Here is an 18,333-nt window from a genome sequence, read left to right as displayed (position 1 = left end):
CCGTCGACTTCGTGCTGAGCTGGTTCGCCTCCCACGAGCAGGTGCCCGCGCCCATCGAGGTCGACGCCGAGCTCGACGAGGTCCGGACCGACTGGCAGCGCTGGATCCGGCAGGCGAGCGTACCGGCGGGGCACGAGCGCGAGGTGCGCCGATCGCTCGCGACGCTCCGAGCACTCACCTTCCGCGACACGGGCGGTATCGTCGCGGCCGCCACGACGAGCCTGCCGGAACGCATCGGCGCCGGCCGCAACTGGGACTACCGGTACGTGTGGCTCCGCGACGCATCGCTCACCCTCGGGACGCTCCTGCACCACGGCCTCACCCACGAGGCGATCCGGTGGCGCGCATGGCTGCTGCGCGCCGTCGCGGGGGCGCCCGCGGACGTCCGCATCGTCTACGGCCTCGCGGGCGAACGCGATCTCCACGAGCGGGAGATCGACTCGCTGCCCGGCTACCGTGGCTCCGGTCCCGTCCGCATCGGGAACGGCGCGGCGTCGCAGTACCAGGCGGACGTGTTCGGTGAACTGTTCATCGCCCTCCGTGCGGCGCGACGCCACGGACTCGCCGAGGACGGCTGGTCGTGCAACCTGCAGCGCGCCATCCCCGTGTACCTCGAGCGGAGCTGGCGGCGCCCCGACCGTGGGATGTGGGAGGTCCGCGGAGCGCCGCGCGCGTTCACGTGCTCACGGGCCATGCTGTGGGCCGCGTTCCAGTGCGGTGTCGAAGCGGTCGAGGGTGGTCTCGACGGGCCGGCGGAGCGCTGGGCGTCGGTTCGGGACGAACTGCGGGCGGAGATCGAGCGGGACGGCGTCGATCGGCGATCCGGTTCGTTCGTCCAGTTCTACGGCGGGACCGCGGTCGACGCGAACCTGCTCCTGCTCGCCGACATCGGGTTCGTCGCGCCGGACGATCCGCGCATGATCGCGACGGTCCGGCGCATCGAGACGGAGCTCATGCCCGACGGGCTCGTGCTTCGCTACGACGCGTCCGCCGAGCTCGACGGGATCGCCGGCGGCGAGCATCCGTTCCTCGCCTGTTCGTTCTGGCTCGTCGAGCAGTACGCGCGGACCGGCCGCAGGGCGGAGGCCGAGTCGCTCATGCGCCGCGTGCTCGCGTGTGCGGGCGATGTCGGGCAGCTCTCCGAGGAGTACGACGTCGCGGCGGGTCGCCAGACGGGCAACACGCCGCAGGCGTTCACCCATCTGGCGCTCATCCGGGCGGCGGACACGCTCGCCGACCCGCTCGCCACGCTCGCGGATCGAGCCCCCCGGCCCGGGGCCGGATGAGGAACGAGTCAGCCGTCGTGGGAACCGGGGCGAGCGCCACGGAAGTGCTCGGGTTCGCACGCGAGCCGCTCGCGCAGTTCGTGGTACTCGAAGGTCACGAGGGGACTCGAGCTGCAGCCGACCCACATCGAGTAGGGTCCGTCCGTCGCTGTGCCGTCCTCCGGCAACCATTCGGCTGCCCAGGCCCGCAGCGCACGGGTCGCGAGCTCGCCGCGTTTCGCGACGGCGCCGCCGCGGCCCCGGGACTCGTCCCGGCACAACCACGTGAGCGTCATGCCCGCCGGCGGTGACCAGCGCACGACCTGGAGTCGCGTCGTGACCTCGATGAAGATCTGCCCGTACGAATCGGTCGGCAGCTCGTCGCAGAGGCGGCGGATCTGCGGAAGGTCGGACTGGTCGCCGATGAACAGGCAGATGAGCGGCGGCATCGGACCTCGATTCCACGGAAGAAGAGTAAGGCGAGCCTAACCTACAGGCGTGAACCTGGCGAGGGTGGGTTGGCCGCACGGGGTCCGATGTCGGGGAGCACGCGCCGGAGTGCCGCCCGGACCGCATCGACGGTTCGCGTGGCGAGTGCCGCGCGGGTCGTCGCGAGCAGCACCTCGCGATGGAGGAGCGCGCGGTCGATGGGGACGAAGTCGACACCGTCGCCCCGGGCGACCGAGCGCGGTACGACCGCCACGACCACGCCCGCCGCCACGAGTCGAAGCACCGCGGCGTAGTCGTCGGAGTGCATGGCGGTCTCGGGGTCGAAGCCGGAGCGGCGGCACAGATCGCGTGTCGCGTCGTCGAGCGTGTCGCTCCCGGACGCCCCGAACGACCAGCGCTCGTCGCGGAAGGCGCCGAGGTCCGTGAGCGGGACCGCCGTTCCGCCCACCGGATGACCGACGGGGAGCGCGATCATGACCTCCTCGGCGAACAGGAGCTCGGCGTCGGTCTCGGCGGGCAGGGTGATCGGGGCGCCGGAGGCCTGGAACACGATCGCCGCCTCGAGCGAACCGTCGCCGAGCTTCGCCGTGAGACGCTCGCACTCGTCGAGGGTGACCTCCAGTGCGACCCCCGATCCCGTGAGCCCGGCGAGGAGCCCGGGCACGATCTGCGCACCGAGCGTCGGGAACACGCCGAGGCGGACGAGGGACGACCCCGTCCGCCGCCAGGCGTCGAGCTCGTCGAACACATGCCGTTCGGCGTCGAGCACGCGCCGCGCCGAGGCTGCGACGCGCAGGCCCGATTCGGAGGGGACGCTCCCGCGCGGGCCGCGTTCGAGGAGGGGGACGCCGGCGGCGAGCTCGAGCTTGCGGAGGTGGTGATCGACCGTCGGGTGGCTCCACCCGAGTAGCGCCGCGGCCGCCGCGACGGAGCCCGTGTCGAGGACGGCGACGAACGCCGTGAGTCCTCGCAGATCGGCCGGGTGACGGGACATGGCTTCAGCGTAGTGCTGAAGCCACAAGAAAAGTTGCCCTTCCGGCTTCGAAGCTGCGGGGGCACCATCGGAACATGACCCATGCGCCCGAGACGACCCGCCCCGGTTCCTCCGACGAGCGCCGGTCCGGCCCCGGTGCGCCGTACGCCGCCGCACTCGCGATGCACGCCGCTCGGGACACGCTCTCGTTGAGCGTGCCCGGTCACGGCGCGCGCTCCGGCGGGCTCGCGACGGGCCAGGCGGAGTTCTTCGGCGAGCGCGTGCTCGGACTCGATGTCACGATGCTCATGGACGGGATCGATCTCGGCGCGGACTCTCCGCGCGCCCACGCGGAGCGGCTCGCGGCCGAGGCCTGGGGTGCGTCGCGCACCTGGTTCCTGACCGGCGGGTCGTCGCAGGGCAACCGCGTCGCGGCGCTCGCGGCGCGCGCGCTCGGCCCGGGTCTCGTCATGCAGCGCAGCGCGCACTCGAGTCTCGTCGACGGCGTCATCCTCGCGGGCTCCGAGCCGGGCTTCGTGCAGCCCCGCCTCGACGTCGAACACGGCATCGCGCACGGCGTCACGCCGGATGCGGTCGCCGCCGCGATCGCGCAGCACCCGGGTGACGTGCGCGCCGTCGTGATCGTCTCGCCGAGCTACTTCGGCGCCGTCGCCGATGTCGCAGCCATCGCCGAGGTCGTGCACGCGGCGGGCGCCGCGCTCGTCGTCGACGCGGCGTGGGGAGCCCACTTCGGATTCCTCGACGAACTGCCGGACGCACCGACCCGGCTCGGGGCCGACCTCGTCGTGACGAGCACCCACAAGCTCACGGGCTCGCTCACGCAGAGCGCCATGCTGCACCTGGGGCACGGACCGTTCGCGGCGGCACTCGAACCGCACGTCGAGCGCGCCGTCCGCATGACGACCTCGACGTCGGAGAGCGCGCTGCTCCTCGCGTCGCTCGACCTCGATCGGCGCGACCTCGTGGAGCGCGGTGACGAACTCGCCCGCTCGTACGACGAGGTGCTCGCGATGCGTGCGCTCCTGCGTGCCGACGGCCGCTTCCCGATCCTCTCGGACCGCTTCACGGAGGTCGATGCCGTCGTCGACGTCGATCCGTTCCGGATCCCCGTCGACATCCGCGCGACCGGGCGCGACGGATACACCGTGCGCAGCCTGCTCGCCCGCGAACACGGCATCGAGGTGGAGATGGCGACCGCGACCGCGATCGTCGCCCTCGTCGGGGTCGGCGGGAGCGCCGACGGCCGGCGCCTGCTCGCCGCGCTCGCGCAGCTCGCCGACACGCGCCCCGAGGCGTCCGCGGCGGCCGCGCCCGGCACGCTCGAACTGCCCGCCACGGGACGGCTCGTCGTCCCGCCGCGCGACGCCTACCTCGCGCCGTCCGAGGTCGTGCCGTGGCACGAGGCCGCGGGACGTATCTCGTCCGACTCGCTCGCCGCGTACCCGCCCGGCATCCCCAACGTCCTGCCGGGCGAGGAGATCACGCCCGAGACCATCGCGTTCCTGCGCGCCACGGCGACCGTTCCGGGCGGCCACGTGCGCGGGGCGGTCGACGAGCGCCTGAGCGGGTTCCGCGTCGTCGTGTGATCGACGATCAGGCGGGCACGCGGTGCGCGCTCGCCGCGCTCGCCGTCCCGACGGGCACGATCTCGCGGCCCAGGGGAGCGAGCGAGATCGGGATCATCTTGAAGTCGGCGATACCGAGGGGGATGCCGACGATCGTGACGCACAGTGCGATGCCGGACGCGATGTGGCCGATCGCGAGCCACCAGCCGGCCAGGAGCACCCAGATGACGTTGCCGATGAAGGAGAACGCGCCGGCATCGCGCTTGGCGACGACCTCGCGCCCGAATGGCCACAGCGCGTAGCCCGCGATGCGGAACGACGCGATGGCCCACGGGATCGTGATGATCGGGATGCACAGCAGGATGCCCGCGAGGGCGTAGCCGAGGAACAGCCAGAACCCGGACAGGACGAGCCAGATGATGTTGAGCAGCGTGCGCATGCCACCATCATCTCGCGTCCGGACCGCCCGCACCCACCGGCTGGCCGGAGGGTCCGCCGTCCCGGTGAGCCCTCGGCGAACGGGCGGCGACCGCGGGTCAGGCGTGTGGCGACGCCGTGTCGTCCACGGCGGTCTCACGCCCCCGCGAGACCCACGCGGGATCGAACGAGCGGCCGCCCGTGATGCGCGACGCGATCGGATCGAGTCGCGCGAGCACGTCCGGGCCGAGACGGACATCGAGCGCCGAGAGGTTCTCGTCGACGTGCGCGATGCTCCGGCTGCCCGGGATCGACACGACCGGTACGCCGAGTTCGCGGCCGCGCGCGTCGAGCCAGGCGAGCGCGAGCTGCGCCGGGGTCGCCCCCGCCTCGGACGCGATCGCGACGATCTCGGCGAGGACGGGGCGGTTCGCGGCGAGCGCCTCGGGGAAGAAGCGCGGGAACTTGCGGCGACCGTCGTCGGCGCCGAGCGCCGCCTCGTCGAACGCGCCCGTGAGCCACTGGCGGCCGAGGGGGGAGTAGGGGACGAAGCCGACGCCGAGCTCGCGCGCCGCCGGCAGCACGTGTGCCTCGACGTCCCGGCTCACGATGCTCCACTCGCTCTGCACGGCCGCGATCGGGTGGACGGCGACGGCGCGACGGAGCTCGTCGCCCGTCGGCTCCGACAGGCCGATGTGCCGGACCTTGCCCTCCGCGACGAGCTCGGCGACGGCCCCCACCGTGTCCTCGATCGGCACCTCGGGATCGACCCGGTGCTGGTAGTAGAGGTCGACGTGGTCGGTTCCGAGGCGCTGCAGGCTGCGGTCGATCTGCTCGCGGACGTGGGCCCGGTCGCCGCGGATGCTCCGCTCGCCGATGCGCCCACCCGGCACGATGCCGAACTTCGTCGCGAGCACGATCTCGTCGCGCCGGCCGTCGATGAGTCGCGAGATGATGCGCTCGCTGCGCCCCTCGCCGTAGATGTTCGCCGTGTCGACGAACCACGCCCCCGCGTCGACGGCGTGCCGGAGCGTGGCGAGCGCGTCGTCGTCGCTGACGGGGCCGTAGACGTCGGTGAGGGACATCGCCCCGTAGCCCTGTGGCGAGACGACGAGCCCGTCGCCGAGCTCGACGGTGGCGTGGTCGCGCGTGTGCGTGTTCGTTCCGGTCACGTCCGGCACGCTACCCGTCGCGTCCGGCCGGACGGGACGATGTGACGCCGCGTCTCGCCCGGGCCGCGCTCGGCGGGGTAGGCAGGGCACGGAAGGACACGACCGCCGCTCAGCGGAGTCGGCGCACCTCGAACTGGAGGCGCGGTGCCGCATAGGCCTGCTGCGCCTCGACGAGCTGCAGCTCGCGCGCACCCGAGTCGAGCGTCGCCTGCAGCAGGTCGAACACGCTCGACGTCGTCGCCGCGAGCGCCTCGGCGGCGGAACCCGTCGTGCGGTAGTGGGCCGTGAACAGGGCCGCCGTCACGTCGCCCGAGCCATTCGCCTTGAGCGGCAGGTGCGGCGTCCGGACGATCCAGGCGCCCTCGTCGTCGGCCGCGAGCATCTCGATCGTGTCGGGCTCGCGGTCCGGTCGCTCGACGCTCGTCACGAGCACCGCGCGCGGCCCGAGCGCCCGGGCCGCGTCGACGGCCTCGAGCGTCGACTCGATCGTCGACGCCTCGCGTTCGGTCAGGAAGCCGAGCTCGAACTGGTTCGGCGTGATGAGGTCGGCCGCCGGCACGACCCGCTCACGGAGGATCGGCGGGATCGCCGGGTCGACGAAGCAGCCCGACTTCGCGTTGCCCATGACGGGGTCGCACGTGTACGTCGCGGCGGGGTTGAGCGCCTTGACGCGGGCGACCGCGTCGAGCACGACGTCGGCGATGTCCGCTCCGCCCTGGTAGCCGCTCAGCACCGCGTCAACGCGCGCGAGCGCGCCGCGCTCCTCGAGGCCCGTGATGATGGCCGCGACCTCGCTCGCGGGGATCACCTGTCCGCGCCACTCGCCGTAGCCGGTGTGGTTCGAGAAGTTGACGGTGTGCACCGGCCACACCTCGTGCCCCAGTCGTTGCAGCGGGAAGACGGCCGCGGAGTTCCCGACGTGGCCGTAGGAGACGTGCGACTGGATGGAGAGGATGTTCACCGTCACATCCTCCCACGGCGGCGCACCGACGGCACGGCGGCCGTCGGTGCGCCGTTCACGCGGCGTTCAGTCCTCGTGCACCGTGGCGGTGCCCGGGCGGTCGGTCGTCCGCTCGGCGCGCTCCGCCGCCGGTTCGGTCGGTCGCGCGAGCTCGTCGAGCCCGGTGTTGAGCTCCGCGAGGAGCGCCGTGAGCGTGCGCACCCGGTCGCCCTCCCACTCGGCGAGCCAGCCGTGCTGTCGGGCGCGCAATCGGCTGCCCGTCGCGTCGAGACGCGCGCTCGCCTCGGGTGTCGCGGCGTAGATCCGGGAGCGCCCGTCGTCGGGATCGGGCATGCCCTCGACGAGACCGCGCGACTCGAGGAACCGGAGCTGGCGGCTCACGACGCTCTTGTCGGTCTCGGTGGCGGCCGCGAGGTCACCCGCGCGGCGTGGGCCGTCGCGATGGAGGTTCACGAGCAGCTTGTAGCCGACGGGCTGCAACTCCGGTTCGATCTCGGTCGCCGCGGTCTTCCACATCGCGCGGGCGCGGGCGAAGAACCGCACGAACTCGTGCTCGAGCGCGTCGATCTCGGCCTCGGTGTCGCCCGGTTCGCGATCGTGCGCGGACGTGGAACTCGTCATGCCCCGCCCGCCGTCCGGCCCGCAGGCGTCGCCTCGTCGCCGCGTGCCGCCGCGTCCGCCGCGACCCCTGCCGGCACCTGGGTCGTGGCCCGAGTACCGTCGACGGGCCCGTCGGTGTGCACGGGGTCGTCGGCGTGCGTGGGTTCCTCGGGGTGCACGACCGCATCGGATTCCGCGGGCCGGTCGCCGTCCGCGAGTCGCTGCTGCGCGGTGCGCGTGCCGAGCGGGATGCGCGGCAGGAACACGATCGCGACGAGGCTGATCACCGCGAGCGGGACGGCGCAGAGGAACACGGTTCCCACGCCCGTGCCGTAGGCCGCCTCGACGGGTACGCGGAGGAACTCCGGCAGCGCCGAGATGTGCGGAATGGTGCCCGAGGCGAGCGTCTGCGCCGCCACGAGCTGCTGATCGACGGGGAGCGCGGCGATGTTCGCGCCGAGGTCGGTCGAGACCCGGTGGCCGAGCACGGCACCGAGTACGGAGACGCCGATCGTGCCGCCGAGGCTGCGGAAGAACGTCACGGCGCTCGTCGCGACGCCGAGGTTGCGCACCTCGATCGCGTTCTGCACGACGAGCACGAGGTTCTGCATGACCATGCCGACGCCCGAGCCGAGCACGAACATGGCGCCTCCGACGTACCAGAACGGGGTGTCGTAGTGCAGGAAGGAGAGCAGCAGGAGGCCCGCGATCGTGAGGCCCGAGCCCGTCACCATGACGGCCTTCCAGCGGCCGGTCCGGCTGATGAGCGATCCGAAGACCGACGAGGCGATGAGTACGCCCGCCATCATCGGGATCGTCAGCAGGCCGGACTGCGTCGGGGTCGCACCGCGCGCGAGCTGCATGTACTGGCTGAGGAAGACGGCGGTGCCGAACATCGCGACGCCGACCGCGAGGCTCGCGACGACCGACAGCGTGAAGGTGCGGTCGCGAAACATCGTCATGGGGATCATCGGGTCGGGCGAACGCAGTTCGACGAACACGGCGGCGACGAGCAGCGCGAGCGCACCGGCGACCATCGTGAACGAGGTCGCGCTCGCCCACTCGAAGCTGCTGCCGGCGAGCGTCACCCACACGAGCAGGAGCGAGACGCCGCCCGAGATGAGGACGAAGCCGAGGTAGTCGATCGAGACGCGCCGCCGCGCGCGCTTCGGGAGGTGCAGGGTGCGCTGCAGGAGGACGATCGCGAGGAGGGCGACGGGGAGCGCGATGAAGAAGTTCCAGCGCCATCCGAAGGCGTCGGTGACCACGCCGCCGAGCAGGGGTCCACCGACCGTGCCGACGGCCATCACGCCACCGAAGAGCCCCGCGTACTTGCCGCGTTCGCGCGGGCTGATGATGTCGGCCATGACGATCTGGCTGAGGGCCGCGAGGCCGCCCGCACCGAGACCCTGCAGGACGCGGAAGCCGATGAGCGTCGACGGGTCCTGCGAGAATCCCGCGAGCGCCGAGCCGAGGACGAAGACGCTCAGCGCGAGCTGGAGCAGCAGCTTCCGATCGAAGAGATCGGCGAGCTTGCCCCAGATCGGCGTCGAGACGGTCGTCGCGAGCAGGGTCGCGGTGACGACCCACGTGAACGCCGCCTGGTCGCCGCCCAGGTCCGCGATGATGAGCGGGAGCGACGTCGAGACGACGGTTCCCGCGAGGATCGAGACGAACATGCCGAGCAGGAGGCCGGAGAGGGCCTCGAGCACCTGGCGATGCGTCATGGCGCCACCGGTCGTGGCGTCGGATTCCGCGAGTGCGGACGATGACATGGAACTCCTCGGACGGACGTCGGCCCGCTCGTCGTCGACGGCGGGCCGAAATGTTGTTGACCGAGGGCAACGATATCATGATTGACCGCGGTCAACAAATTTCGTGCACCCGTGTACGGCGGTCGCACGGGCGCGGCGTCAGGGATGTCCGCGTCAGCGCGGCCGGTCGAGGTGGACGGCCTCCGCGTCGAGGATCGACTGCGCGCGGAGCAGCGTGGTCGACGAGTACAGACCGCTCACGCGCGCATCGTTCAGGGCGGCCTGCTGTGCGTCGAGCACGATGCGGCGCAGCTCGAGCAGCTGTGCCGCCGGGCCCGTCCTGGGATCGGCGGCCGTCCGCGCCATCGCCGTGGCCCGACCCTCCGTCTCGCGGCGGATCCGCTCGACGACCTCCGGATCGAACGACCGACCGTCGTCCCGGCGCAGGTTCGGGCTGCGCAAGCGCGTCTGCGCATCGGCCGAGACCGCGGTCATGAGCGTCGCGAGCTCCTGCCGCTCGTGGGCGCGATCGGGTGGCGCGATCCGGAGGACCCGGATGAGGTAGGGGAGCGTACCGCCCTGGACGACGAGGGTCACGACCGCGACCGTGAACGCGATGAGCACGAGTTGCGACCGGTACGGGACACCCGCGGGCAGCGACTGCGCCGCCGCGAGCGTCACGACACCGCGCATGCCCGACCACGACAGCACGACACCGCCGCGCCACGCGAGTCCTTCGCGGACGTAGAACCCCGCGTCGGCCCGCCCCCGTCGGAGCGCCCGGCGATAGCGCGCGCGCCGGACGGGATCGGTCTCGTCGACGTCGAGTCGCGAGAGCGCGTCCTCGAGCCGCGGGACGCGGCGCATTACCTGCCGTTCCCGGACGCGCAGGAACGCGAGGAACGGGAAGACGAAGGCGAACCGGACGACCACGAGGACGAGCGTCACGACGAGACCGATGGCGACGGCGAGCCACACGCCGAGCCCGTGCTCCTCGACATCGGCGATGAGGGTGCGGATCTCGAACCCCATGACGAGGAACACCCCGTTCTCGAGGATGAGCTGCACCGTGCGCCAGTTCGTGCGCTCCGACACACGGTCGGAGGCCGTGAAGCGCTTCGCGCTCTCGTGCCCCGTGACGAGCCCGGCGACGACGACGGCGAGAACGCCCGACGCGTGCAGGAGCTCGGCCGGGTTGTAGGCGAGGAACGGCACGACGAGCGAGATCGCGGTCGTGAGCACGGGTTGGGTCAGGTGCGAGCGCACCCACACCGTCACGAGACCGATCACGAGTCCGACGATCGCGCCCACCACGACCGCCCGCGCGAAGTCACCCATGACGCCCCACAGCGACACCGAACCGGCGACCGCGGCCGTGGCCGTGCGCAGCATCACGAGCGCCGTCGCGTCGTTCAGCAGTCCCTCGCCCTCGAGGATCGTGACGAGTCGGTGGGGGAGTCCGAGTCGCTTCCCGATGGCCGTCGCGGCGACCGCGTCGGGTGGGCTCACGACCGCTCCGAGCGCGACGGCCGCCGCGAAATCGAGGTCGGGGAACACGAGGAACAGGAAGGTGCCCGCGGCGAACGCCGAGACCACGACGAGCACGACCGAGAGCCCGGAGATCGCGAACACGTTCCGGCGCAGATCGACGACGGGCATGTTCACCGCGGCCGAATAGAGGATCGGCGGGAGCACGATCGCGAGGATCCACTCGGGCTCGATCTCGAGCACCGGCGCACCGGGGATGAAACTGCACGCCGCACCGATCATGACGAGCAGCACGGGCACGGCCACACCGATGCGGGGTGCGAGCGCCGAGACCGCGACGATGATGAGCACGCCCGCGACCGCCAGCATGGCGAACTCGGTCATGACCCCTCTCCCTCCGGGCCGACCGCCGCCGGTCCAGGTGCGAGCCATCGTAGACGGCGGTCGTGACGAGCATGTTGCGGGCACGGGCACCGCGGCCCCGGCGCGCCGTGCCGGGTACGCTGACAGGGCGCATCGCGTACCCGCACCGCGCACCTGCATCCCTGAGCCGAGAGGGCGCCGACTACATGGCCAAGATCATCTACACCCACACCGACGAAGCTCCGCTGCTCGCCACGTACTCCTTCCTCCCCATCGTGCAGGCGTTCGCCCGGGCCGCGGGGATCGAGCTCGAGACGCGCGACATCTCGCTCGCCGGCCGCATCCTCGCGAGCTTCCCCGAGCACCTCGAGCCGGAGCAGCGCATCGGTGACGCGCTCGCGGAGCTCGGTGAGCTCGCGAAGACGCCCGAGGCCAACATCATCAAGCTCCCCAACATCTCCGCGTCGATCCCGCAGCTCAAGGCCGCGATCGCCGAACTCCAGGAGCAGGGCTTCGCCGTCCCCGGCTACCCCGACGACCCCCGCAGCGACGAGGCGCGCGAGACGCGCGCCCGGTACGACCGCATCAAGGGCTCCGCCGTGAACCCGGTGCTGCGCGAGGGCAACTCCGACCGCCGGGCGCCCGCGGCCGTCAAGAACTACGCCCGCTCGCACCCCCACTTCATGGGACCGTGGACCCCCGAGTCGAAGACGAACGTCGCCACGATGTCGGCCGACGACTTCCGGAGCAACGAGCGCTCGGTCGTCTTCGACGCCCCGGACACCCTCCGCATCCAGCACGTGGCCACCGACGGCACCGTCACGGTCCTCAAGGCGTCGCTGCCCGTCCTCGCGGGCGAGGTCGTCGACACGACCGTCATGCGCGCCGCAGCACTCGACGCATTCCTCGCCGAGCAGGTCCGCCGCGCGAAGGAGGAGGGCGTCCTGTTCTCCGTCCACCTCAAGGCGACCATGATGAAGGTCTCCGACCCCATCATCTTCGGACACGTCGTGCGGGCCTTCTTCCCGGCGCTGTTCGAGCGATACGGCGACGCGCTCGCGGAGGCCGGGCTCTCACCCGACAACGGGCTCGCCTCGATCGTCGCGGGTGCCGAGGAGCTGCCCGCGGACGTGCGGGACGGCATCCTCACCGCGATCGACGAGGGCCTCGCCGAGGGCCCGCGGCTCGCGATGGTCAACTCCGACCGCGGCATCACGAACCTGCACGTCCCGAGCGACGTCATCGTCGACGCGTCGATGCCCGCCATGATCCGCCAGTCGGGCCACATGTGGGGCCCCGACGGCGAGGAGGCCGACACGCTCGCCGTGCTGCCCGACTCGAGCTACGCGGGCGTCTACCAGGTCGTCGTCGACGACTGCCGCGCGAACGGCGCGTACGACCCGGCGACGATGGGTTCGGTGCCGAACGTCGGCCTCATGGCGCAGAAGGCCGAGGAGTACGGCAGCCACGACAAGACGTTCCGCATCGAGTCGGACGGTGTCGTGCAGCTCGTCGACGCCGCCGGGTCGGTCCTCACGGAGCACGAGGTCTCGGCGGGCGACATCTGGCGCGCCTGCCAGACGAAGGACGCGCCGATCCAGGACTGGGTCAAGCTCGCCGTCACGCGCGCACGCGCCTCCGACACGCCCGCCGTGTTCTGGCTCGACGCGACGCGCGCCCACGACGCGAGCCTCATCGCCAAGGTCGAGCGCGCGCTCGAGGGCCTCGACACCGACGGGCTCGACCTGCGCATCCTCTCGCCCGAGGAGGCGACGAAGTTCTCGGTGGACCGGATCCGCCAGGGGCTCGACACGATCTCGGTCACGGGGAACGTCCTGCGCGACTACCTGACCGACCTGTTCCCGATCCTCGAGCTCGGGACGAGCGCCAAGATGCTCTCCGTCGTGCCGCTCATGAACGGCGGCGGCCTGTTCGAGACGGGTGCCGGCGGTTCGGCGCCGAAGCACGTCCAGCAGCTCGTGGGGGAGAACCACCTGCGCTGGGACTCGCTCGGCGAGTTCATGGCGCTCGCGGAGAGCTTCCGCCACTTCGCGACCACGACGGGCAACGCGCGCGCCGACGTGCTCGCCGACGCCCTCGACGAGGCGACCGAGCAACTGCTCAATCAGGACAAGTCCCCCCGCCGCAAGGTGGGCGAGCCCGACGTGCGCTCGAGCCACGCGTTCCTCGCGGCGGAGTGGGCGCGCGCGCTCGCCGAGCAGACGGCCGAGGCCGAACTGGCGGCCGCTTTCGCGCCCGTCGCGGCCGAGTTCGCCGAGGCGTGGGGCGACATCGACCGCGAGCTCATCGAGGTCCAGGGCGAGCCCGTCGACATCGGCGGCTACTACCGGCCCGACGACGCGAAGGCGAGCGCCGTCATGCGCCCGTCGACCGTGCTCAACGCGATCGTGGACACGATCTCCTGAGCACGATCCGCCGCGCGGTCGCCTGAACGGGATCGCGCCGCCCGCGGGGCGTCCGGCACGTGCCGGGCGCCCCGCGGGCGTTAGGGTCGGACCATGGCGCGCGACGACATCGGACGGATGGGCCCCCGCGGGGGAGACGATCCCCGTGCGCGGCGTGCGCGATCGCGTCGCCGCCACCCCGAGCCGGGACCCCGTTGACGACCCCCGTTCGGGTGACGGAGCCCGGCGTGGATCGGGCCTGGGAGACGGCGGCGGTCCCGTCGCACGCCCGCATCGACGAACGCACGTGGCGCATCGCGATGCCGACCGGCATCGAATTCGTGCCGTGGACGAACGCCTACATCCTCCTCGACGACGGGGGACGCGCCCACGTCGTCGATCCCGGTGTCGACGGCGAGCGCGCCCTCGACCGGCTGCTCGATGCACTCGACACCATCGGTGCCGCCGGGCTCGACGGCATCGTCGTGACGCACGTCCACCCCGATCACGTCGGCCTCGCAGCGCGACTTCGGGCCGCGACCGGGGCGCCACTCCTGCTCGGAGCCGCCGAGACCTCGACGACCGAACCCGAGTGGCGCGACGGGGCGGGCCGGGCGGCCGCGCTCGAGACGTGGGGCGTCCCGGTCGACGACCGCGCCGATCTCGCCGCCGTCGCACCGGCCGACGAACACGGGCGCGCACCCACGGCCGACACGGCGCTGCGTGACGGCGACCTCCTCCCGATCCCGGGTCGCGTCGTCCGCGTGCTGGAGACGCCCGGCCACACGCCGGGCCACGTGTGTCTGCACGACGTCGACCGCCGTCGCGTCCTGACGGGAGACCACGTCCTCCCGCGCATCAACCCGGGCGTGGGTCTCGGCGGCGGCTTCCGGACGAACCCGCTCGCCGCCTACCTCGACGGACTCGAGCGGATCGGTGCACTCGACGACCACGAGGCACTCCCCGGTCACGAACACCGGTTCCGGGGCATCGGCACCCGCTGCGCCGAGCTGCGCGATCATCACCTGCGGCGGCTCGCGGAGGTGGCGGCCGTCCTGGCCGCCGAGCCCGACGCCTCGGTGTGGTCGATCGCCTCGCGCATCACCTGGTCGGCGGGCCGGGGTGGACTGCGGGGCTTCCACCTCCTGTCCGCGCTCGCGCAGACCTCGATGCATGCCGACCTCGCCCGGTCCGAACGCCTCGCGACCCTCCTCGCCTGCCGATCGGGCGGCGCGCCGCCGGGCGATCGGTGACGACTCATCCGCAGGTAGCACGGACACCGTCACGACGATTGAGATCGCACTGTCCGGCCCTCCCGCGGCTGTAAGCTGACGACGTTTCGGTCGCACGGGCCGGACACGGTGGCCGGAGTGCATCCGCCTCGCGGGTCGTACACAGGGCGTTGAGCAGATGGGCGCGTGAGTGAGCACAGGTAACAGTGGCTGGGACTTCAGCGACTTCACCCCGCCGCCCGCGGGCGATTCCCGCGGGTCGAGCCCATTCGGTGGCGGGCAGGACCAGAGCGCCGCGCCGTTCGGCGGCTACGGCAACCAGGGCGAGAGCACCCCGACGTTCGGCGCCCCCGCGGGCGGCGCCCCGTCGCCGTACGGCGGACAGGGAGGACCGTTCGGTGCCCCACAGGGCGGCGCACCGAACGCGGGCCTGTTCACGGCGAGCGGCGAACCGGACCGGATCGACCCGTTCGGAACCGTGAACTCCTCGTTCGGCGGCTCGGCGTCCGAGCCCGTCCACGCGGTCAAGGCGCCCGTCGGGTGGCTCGTCGCCGCGCTCGTCGTCGCGCTCCTCGCAGGCATCGCCGCCTCGATCTTCGGCGGCATCCCCGCCGTGGGCATCGCCTGCTGGGCCCTCGCGGGACCGGGCGTGATCGGTCTGTTGGCCGTGTATCTCACGAAGGACGTCCGGGCACGCGCCTTCCTCACGTACTCGCCGCCGCTGTGGGGCCCGTTGCTCTACGGCATCGTGCTCGTTCTCGCGTTCGTGGCCGTCATGATCGCCTCGCTGCAGATCGCCTTCTGGGTCGGACGGATGTGACCATGACCACACGACGCTCCTCACGCCTGCTCGCACTGGTCGCCGCGGCCGCGCTCGCGCTCGGCGGTGCCGTGCTCGGCGCCGTCGCACCGGCGAACGCCGCTCCGGTGGGTGCCGAACCGCGCTCGGCCATGGACGACTTCGGCGCCTGCCTCAAGGGCGGCGGTGCCGCCGACCTGCTCCTGCTCGTCGACGAGTCGTCCTCGCTCGGGAGCGCCGATCCGGCCGCCGCTCGCGTGTCGAGCGCCACGTACTTCATCAACCAGCTCGCGGACTCGGCCGGGGCCGACGGCTTCTCGATCGACGTCCAGCTCGGCGTGTTCGGCGACACGGCCGAGACGATCATGGGCTGGACCGCGCTCGACGCGGCCAACCTGCCCACCATCCGCGACTCGATCGCCTCGCTCACGAACCGCATGGACGGCTTCGACACGGACTACTGGACGGCGCTCGATTCGGCACAGCGCGAACTGCAGGCGAAGGCGGGCGCGGGTGACGTCGGCCACGGTGCCAAGCGCTGCCAGGGCATCGTCATGTTCACGGACGGCCAGCTCTCGTACTCGCCGCGCCTCACCGACCAGGAGCGCCAGGCGTACGGCACGGAGAAGGCGTTCGCGCCGGGCATCCAGCTGACGACCGACCAGGCCGCCGCACAGGTGCGCGACAAGGCCCAGCAGGACATCTGCCGCGAGGGCGGACTCGCCGACCAGCTCACGAGCTCGAAGGTCAAACTGTTCGGCATCGGACTCACGACGAACGCCGCGGACCCCTCGCAGTTCAACCTCTTCCAATCGATCGTCGAGGGCAAGGGGCCCGACGGATCGACGTGCGGCAGTCTCGTCTCCGACGATCGCGGGCAGTTCTTCCTCGCGAGCGACATCGATTCGCTGTTGCTCGCGTTCGACACCATCACGAACCCCGACGGGCCGCCCATCGAGCAGGAGCACGGCATCTGCCAGAACGTCGTGTGCACGGAGGACGCCCACACGTTCGTGCTCGACGAGTCGACGCCCGACGTGCGGATCCTCGCGCAGGCGGACGTCGCGAACCTCGAGGTCTCGATCCAACTCCCGTCGGGCGAGCTCGTCGGGTTCCCCACGCATCCCGCCGGGACCGAGACGACGGTGAACGCGGCCGGAGCCGAATTCGCCTACACGTGGGAGACCGACAAGTCGATCTCCATCTCCGCGACGAAGGCCGGTGCGGCCGACACGGCGTGGTCCGGCCAGTGGCAGCTCGCGTTCACCGACCCCGCGGGGACCTCCGGTGGCCAGCAGTCGCGTTCGAACATCCACATCCGCGGCTCGCTCGTGCCTGCGCTCGTCTCGCCGGAGGACCTGCAGCTCGCCGCGGGCGGGACGTCGGGCGAGATCACGCTCGGCATCGCGAACCGCTCGGACGACGCCCCCGTCGACCCGACGAGCGTGCGTGGCGCCATCACCTTCGACGCGACGGTCATCGACGCACAGGGGAAGGAGTTCCCCCTGCACGCGACCGAGGACAAGGCGGCGATCACGAAACCGAGCCGCGTCGACCTGACGGAGGCCGCGATCGGTGCCGGCACGCTGCGACTCACCCTCGGCGTGACCACGGCCGACGCGACGCTCGCCGACGGCTCCACCGTCCCGGGAACGACGCTCGAGCCCGCCGTCATCGCCCTGCCCGTCTCGATCGCGACGCCGTCGAGCTATCCGACGATCGGCGAGTCCATCGACTTCGGTGCCGCCTCGGGCGACGTGCAGCTCACCGCGGACCTCCCGATCTCCGGGGAGGGGTGCGTCTGGGTCGATGCCGCGAGCGCGACGACCGTCGTCGCGGTGCCGGAGGGCATCGGAGCGGCGACCATCACGGCTCCCGGTCACGACTCCGCCGGCACGTGCGTCGACGCCGCGGCGGGGACGCCGATCTCGTTGACGCTCGCCACCGAGGCGGCCGGCAACGGCACGATCAACGGGACGGTTCCCGTCTCGATCAGCTCGGCCGACGGGCTCGGCACCGCGATCGAGGTCGACGTGCCGTTCACCGCGAACCTCGAGAAGCCGCTCAACACACTCAACTTCATCCTCGTGCTCATCGCCGCACCGCTGCTCGGAATCGGCGTTCCCCTGCTGCTCCTCTACGCGGCGAAGTGGGCGATCTCGCGGATCCCCCCGCAGCCCCTCGTGGGCGCGCTCGTACCGGTCCGGATCGAGCACGGTCAGGTGCTGCGCGACGGTGCCCCGTTCGCGATCGGCCCGGCCGACCTCGTCAACACGGTGGCCATGCCGCCGGGTGGTGCGCGACGGATCACGGTCGGCGACGTGCACCTCCGCACGCGCGTGGGACTCTCCCCGACGGGGACGGGCTACGTGACCGTCGACGCTCCCGGCCGCGCATCCGCGGGGAGCGGGCAGCCCTCGACCGACAAGACGGGGGTCGTCGCCCGGCTCCCGCTCGCGGTGCACAACACCTGGGCAGTGCTCCACGTCGACGGAACACCCGGCGACGAGGCGCAACTGCTGCTGCTCGTCGGCGGCGACGCGACGCCCTCCACCCGCGAGGACCTGCAGAACGATGTCTCGAGGCGCGCCCCGGACCTCCTCGACAAGCTGCTCCGTGAGCGCGGTGCCGGTGGTCCGGGCGCGACGGGGGCCGAGCACGCAATGGCCTCACCGTTCGGCGGCCCGTCCTTCGGCCCCGGTGCGTCACAGGGGCCCGGTGCGGGCGGTTCGCCGTTCGGATCGGGACCGTCGCAGGGGCCCGGTGCGGGCGGTTCGCCGTTCGGATCGGGACCGTCGCAGGGGCCCGGCCCGTCCGGCGGCGGGCAGCCGCCGCAGTCGGGCGGCAGCCCCTGGGGCACCGTGTAGC

The 18,333-nt window shown here is 72.1% G+C and carries 14 protein-coding genes; 6 read left to right on the top strand and 8 right to left on the bottom strand.

The features are described 5' to 3' along the window. Positions 1 to 11: 11 nt before the first annotated feature. The gene (locus HNR16_RS08035) at positions 12 to 1,286 is read left to right on the top strand and encodes a glycoside hydrolase family 15 protein (RefSeq protein ID WP_338109152.1); all 1,275 of its coding nucleotides are present in this window, start codon (positions 12 to 14) and stop codon (positions 1,284 to 1,286) included. Between the two features lie 8 nt (positions 1,287 to 1,294). Here HNR16_RS08035 and HNR16_RS08030 read toward each other — a convergent pair whose 3' ends face one another. Next, positions 1,295 to 1,714, bottom strand: coding sequence for an SIP domain-containing protein (locus HNR16_RS08030; protein ID WP_158039562.1), 420 nt, complete (start codon positions 1,712 to 1,714; stop codon positions 1,295 to 1,297). A 41-nt stretch (positions 1,715 to 1,755) separates the two neighbouring features. After that, positions 1,756 to 2,709, bottom strand: coding sequence for a LysR family transcriptional regulator (locus HNR16_RS08025; protein WP_158039563.1), 954 nt, complete (start codon positions 2,707 to 2,709; stop codon positions 1,756 to 1,758). Positions 2,710 to 2,783: 74 nt separating this feature from the next. On the opposite strand from HNR16_RS08025, the gene HNR16_RS08020 reads away from it, so the two are divergent. Beyond that, on the top strand, positions 2,784 to 4,295 hold the full coding sequence (locus HNR16_RS08020) for an aminotransferase class I/II-fold pyridoxal phosphate-dependent enzyme (RefSeq protein ID WP_158039564.1): 1,512 nt from the start codon (positions 2,784 to 2,786) through the stop codon (positions 4,293 to 4,295). Positions 4,296 to 4,302: 7 nt separating this feature from the next. Here HNR16_RS08020 and HNR16_RS08015 read toward each other — a convergent pair whose 3' ends face one another. From HNR16_RS08015 to HNR16_RS07990, 6 genes are all read right to left on the bottom strand, one after another. After that, entirely contained in the window at positions 4,303 to 4,713 is a 411-nt protein-coding gene (locus HNR16_RS08015; protein WP_158039565.1) for a YccF domain-containing protein, read from the bottom strand. 97 nt (positions 4,714 to 4,810) lie between these two features. Next, complete coding sequence (locus tag HNR16_RS08010; RefSeq protein ID WP_338109151.1) at positions 4,811 to 5,863, bottom strand: aldo/keto reductase; 1,053 nt, start codon at positions 5,861 to 5,863, stop codon at positions 4,811 to 4,813. Positions 5,864 to 5,972: 109 nt separating this feature from the next. Beyond that, positions 5,973 to 6,824 (bottom strand): pyridoxal kinase PdxY, encoded by an 852-nt coding sequence (gene pdxY / locus HNR16_RS08005; RefSeq protein WP_158039566.1) that lies wholly within the window; start codon positions 6,822 to 6,824, stop codon positions 5,973 to 5,975. A gap of 66 nt (positions 6,825 to 6,890) precedes the next feature. Further along, positions 6,891 to 7,445 carry a MarR family winged helix-turn-helix transcriptional regulator gene (locus tag HNR16_RS08000; protein WP_158039567.1) on the bottom strand — a complete coding sequence of 185 codons (555 nt, stop codon included), beginning with the start codon at positions 7,443 to 7,445 and terminating at the stop codon, positions 6,891 to 6,893. Further along, positions 7,442 to 9,199 (bottom strand): MDR family MFS transporter, encoded by a 1,758-nt coding sequence (locus tag HNR16_RS07995; protein WP_377700594.1) that lies wholly within the window; start codon positions 9,197 to 9,199, stop codon positions 7,442 to 7,444. Before HNR16_RS07995 ends, HNR16_RS08000 begins: the two co-directional genes overlap by 4 nt. A gap of 153 nt (positions 9,200 to 9,352) precedes the next feature. Continuing rightward, on the bottom strand, positions 9,353 to 11,050 hold the full coding sequence (locus HNR16_RS07990; protein ID WP_158039568.1) for a cation:proton antiporter: 1,698 nt from the start codon (positions 11,048 to 11,050) through the stop codon (positions 9,353 to 9,355). Between the two features lie 185 nt (positions 11,051 to 11,235). Here HNR16_RS07990 and HNR16_RS07985 point away from each other — a divergent pair, with 185 nt between their 5' ends. The 4 genes from HNR16_RS07985 to HNR16_RS07970 all read left to right on the top strand — a co-directional run bounded on the left by HNR16_RS07985 (position 11,236) and on the right by HNR16_RS07970 (position 18,332). Further along, positions 11,236 to 13,455, top strand: a complete 2,220-nt coding sequence (locus HNR16_RS07985) for an NADP-dependent isocitrate dehydrogenase (RefSeq protein WP_158039569.1) — start codon at positions 11,236 to 11,238, stop codon at positions 13,453 to 13,455. A gap of 227 nt (positions 13,456 to 13,682) precedes the next feature. Next, positions 13,683 to 14,687 (top strand): MBL fold metallo-hydrolase, encoded by a 1,005-nt coding sequence (locus HNR16_RS07980; protein WP_225737761.1) that lies wholly within the window; start codon positions 13,683 to 13,685, stop codon positions 14,685 to 14,687. Positions 14,688 to 14,856: 169 nt separating this feature from the next. Beyond that, on the top strand, positions 14,857 to 15,486 hold the full coding sequence (locus HNR16_RS07975; RefSeq protein WP_158039570.1) for a hypothetical protein: 630 nt from the start codon (positions 14,857 to 14,859) through the stop codon (positions 15,484 to 15,486). A 2-nt stretch (positions 15,487 to 15,488) separates the two neighbouring features. Beyond that, positions 15,489 to 18,332: a vWA domain-containing protein gene (locus tag HNR16_RS07970; RefSeq protein WP_158039571.1), complete on the top strand. Its 2,844-nt coding sequence runs from the start codon at positions 15,489 to 15,491 to the stop codon at positions 18,330 to 18,332. Position 18,333: the final 1 nt, after the last annotated feature.

The organism is Pseudoclavibacter chungangensis (assembly GCF_013410545.1).
Lineage (GTDB): Bacteria > Actinomycetota > Actinomycetes > Actinomycetales > Microbacteriaceae > Pseudoclavibacter > Pseudoclavibacter chungangensis.
The sequence above is the reverse complement of the archived record's forward strand: the minus strand, read 5'-3'. Positions and strand labels throughout refer to the sequence as shown.

Coding starts and splice junctions, on each gene's coding strand:
- HNR16_RS07990 (WP_158039568.1), bottom strand. CDS start 11,050: ATGACCGAGTTCGCCATGCTGGCGGTCGCGGGCGTGCTCATCATCGTC.
- HNR16_RS08015 (WP_158039565.1), bottom strand. CDS start 4,713: ATGCGCACGCTGCTCAACATCATCTGGCTCGTCCTGTCCGGGTTCTGG.
- HNR16_RS08030 (WP_158039562.1), bottom strand. CDS start 1,714: ATGCCGCCGCTCATCTGCCTGTTCATCGGCGACCAGTCCGACCTTCCG.
- HNR16_RS07995 (WP_377700594.1), bottom strand. CDS start 9,199: ATGTCATCGTCCGCACTCGCGGAATCCGACGCCACGACCGGTGGCGCC.
- HNR16_RS08000 (WP_158039567.1), bottom strand. CDS start 7,445: ATGACGAGTTCCACGTCCGCGCACGATCGCGAACCGGGCGACACCGAG.
- HNR16_RS07970 (WP_158039571.1), top strand. CDS start 15,489: ATGACCACACGACGCTCCTCACGCCTGCTCGCACTGGTCGCCGCGGCC.
- HNR16_RS08020 (WP_158039564.1), top strand. CDS start 2,784: ATGACCCATGCGCCCGAGACGACCCGCCCCGGTTCCTCCGACGAGCGC.
- HNR16_RS08025 (WP_158039563.1), bottom strand. CDS start 2,709: ATGTCCCGTCACCCGGCCGATCTGCGAGGACTCACGGCGTTCGTCGCC.
- HNR16_RS07985 (WP_158039569.1), top strand. CDS start 11,236: ATGGCCAAGATCATCTACACCCACACCGACGAAGCTCCGCTGCTCGCC.